This is a genomic window from Kitasatospora sp. NPDC057198 (genome assembly GCF_042670125.1).
In the GTDB taxonomy this organism is placed as follows: Bacteria; Actinomycetota; Actinomycetes; order Streptomycetales; family Streptomycetaceae; genus Kitasatospora.
The window spans coordinates 1-2,845 of sequence record NZ_JBHUWH010000696.1 but is presented as its reverse complement, the minus strand read 5'-3'; the positions used below and the strand labels follow the sequence as shown (position 1 = coordinate 2,845).

2 protein-coding genes are annotated in these 2,845 nt (G+C 72.0%); one reads left to right on the top strand and one right to left on the bottom strand.

Features of this window, described 5'->3' with window-relative positions:
- Window positions 1-783 (top strand): class I SAM-dependent methyltransferase (locus ACFUEL_RS37890; RefSeq protein WP_380242494.1); only part of this gene is annotated, 783 nt, incomplete at its 5' end.
- Between the two features lie 261 nt (window positions 784-1,044).
- Here the strand turns inward: ACFUEL_RS37890 and ACFUEL_RS37885 are convergent.
- A complete protein-coding gene (locus tag ACFUEL_RS37885) occupies window positions 1,045-2,205 on the bottom strand; it encodes a hypothetical protein (protein ID WP_380242492.1) in 1,161 nt (386 codons plus the stop codon).
- Between the last annotated feature and the right edge of the window lie 640 nt (window positions 2,206-2,845).

Below are 2,845 nucleotides of genomic sequence, written 5' to 3'. Positions count from 1 at the left end.
CCGTCCGGGCCCGCGGCCGCCCCGTCCGGGCCCGCGGCCGCCCCGTCCGGGCCCGCGGCCGCCCCGCCGGTGCTGGTCACCTCCCGCCCGCTGGACGAGTACTGCGCCTGCTTCGGCCTCACCCGCGCCGACCTGAGCCACCTGTCCGGCCCCGTCCTCGACTGCCCCGGCGGTGCCGCCGCCCTCGCCGCCGAGGCCCGCGCGCTCGGCTGCGAGGTGGTCGCCGCCGACCCCGGCTACGCGCTCGGCCCGCGCCGCCTCGCCGGACTCGCCGCCGACGGCCGCGCGGTCATGGCCGAGGCCATCCGGCGCGACCCCCGCGGCCACCTCCCCGCCGACCGCCGGCGGCGCCCCGAGAAGTACCTGCGCAGCTGGGACCGCGCCCGCCGGCTGTTCGCCGCCGACGCCGCCGTCCGCCCCGAGCGCTACGTCGCCGCCGCGCTGCCCCGGCTCCCGTTCGCCGACGGCACCTTCGCCCTCACCCTCAGCTCCTACCTGCTGTTCGCCTACCCGGCCGTCTTCGGCCCCGCCGACCAGCTCCGCGCACTGCGCGAACTCGCCCGGGTCACCGCCCCCGACGGCGAGGTACGGGTCTACCCCCTGCACGACGAACGCGGCCGCCCCTGCCCCCACCTCACCGAACTGCGCGCCGCCCTGCGCCACCACCGCATCACCAGCCGCGTCCTGCGCACCGGCCGGACCGGCAGCGTCCTGGCCCTGCGCCCGCGGCACGCCCGGGACGGCACCCAGGCACCGCGCGGCGCGCGCACCGCGACCGGGTAGGCGCCCCGCCATCGCCCCGCCCTGGTTCGCCCTCGCCCTCGCCCTGCTGCTGCCCGTCCTCGCCGTGGCTTTCTACACGAGTTGTGGCGTCAGCTGTTCAGGAGTTCGGGAGGCGCCCCGAACCATGGGTGGGCGATGTTCACGAGTTTTGACGTCAGCGGGTACTTGCCTGGCCAGCATCGGAGCGTGCGTGGCTCGGACGATCGCGCAGAACGGGTGGGGTGGCCGCACTGGCCTGTTCTCCGGCCTGCAGTTCCGCTGTCAGCCGCCGCGATACTCCAAGTCCTTGACGCAGAAGGAAGCTGCGCTGACCGAGGCGTCTCCGGCCCGTTCCGCCCGTACCCACACCTCGGAGTCGCCCAAGCTGAGGTCCCAGTCGCCACCTATGCGCAGATCCAAGTCTCTGTCCTGGGTGCAGCGGTTGATGTCGGTATCGACGGCAGAGGGCTTGCGCCCGATCAGTTCGATGCCGTCGAAGATCACCTGGGGGCCGGTGCGGCCATGAACGCTCACCTGGACCAGCGCACTGCCTCTGCGCGCCTGGGACTCGTAGAGGTAGTGCACGCTCACCCCGGCCTGGGCGTAGTACTCCTTGCTGATGTGCCACTCGTCGGGACTGCCTTGGCCCTCCCAAAGGCTGCCTGCTGGGAAGGAGTAGTGGCCCCAGCTCTCGGTCGGTGCCTCGCCGTCCAGGGCGGCCGACACCTGCTGCGGGCTCATCCCGAAGCGCAGCGGGCCGACTCCCTCGTGCGGCGCGCACTGCCAGCGCGGACGGTCTTCGTCGGGGGTCACCGGCCACGGTCCCGGATCGGCCCGTTCGTTGCGGAGCCCGAACCGATCGGCGACCGGCTTGGCGTTCCAGAGGTCGTCGGCCCATTCGGGGCCGGTGGCCAGCAGGCCGGTGATCACCCTGTCCTTGCGCTGGGCGTACCCGTCGGGGCCCTGGCCCAACTCCTGAGTGACGTGCAGGGAGACGCCCCAGGCCGGTACCTCCGCCTCGCCGTGCCGGTTTGCCCGTACCTTGACCGGCTTCTCCTGGGCAAGGCGGCGCAGGTCCGCACTCGCGGCTGAGGGTGTCCTGGCGACGAGCTCGACCTCCCCCAGGCGCACCAGCGGACCATCCATCGCGCTGATCGCCACCGCGGCCAAGCGGCGGCCCGGCCTGTAGAACACAGTCAGCCCGAGCCCGCTGTAGTCCCCGCTGGCCACCTGCCTGGCCTCGGACATCCAGCCGCCCTCACTCAGGGCAGAGCTGCACTTCTCCCCCAGCACGTCCTGGACCTGCTGCGGATCCATCCCGAACCGCAGAGGCCCCACACCCACCAGCGGATCCAGCACCCACCGCTCCCGGTCCCCAGGTTTCCTGTTCCACCAGCCCACGACAGCCTCCCGCCCCACTCCACCGATGATCTTTGTGCTCACCGTAGGAGTGTCCGCCGACAGCGCCACTGCCCAACTTCCCGTAGAACAAGCCGACCAGCAGCCCTTCTACGGGGCCAGCAAGATCCGCATGAGAGGGGCGTCCCGTAGGCCGACTTCATTTCTCGCGAACATCCGCACCGTTCAAGATTGCTAACCGCTGGCCAAACGCTGCTACTTCACGTGAACAAAGCCATCGCCGTCACCGCGAAGGCCCGCGGGCACGGCTTCCCGCCGGAACGGCCGGGCCGGGATCCGGGGCCGGGGCCGGGAACGCAGACGGCCCGTGGGCTGCTCCTCGGGCCGCCCCCATGGGGGACGGACGCCGAGGCACCGGGGATGTACCGGTGAGCCCACGGGCCGGGTGACTGCTGGGAATTAGCCTGAGCCGGAGACCTCGACGGCCTCACCGCTGCACAGGCAGGGGCGGCTCTAGCGAGCAGCCACCTCACGCATCCTGATGGAACTCAACTCAGGATCACCTCCTTTCAGTGTGCGGCCACCATAGGCACCGCCCACCGACCCGGGCAACGGATTTATTCGACCCCGCCCGGCCGGACACGGCGAAGGCCCGGAGGCTGGTGCCTCCGGGCCTTCGTGCTACTGAGTAGCGGGGACAGGAGTTGAACCTGCGACCTCTGGG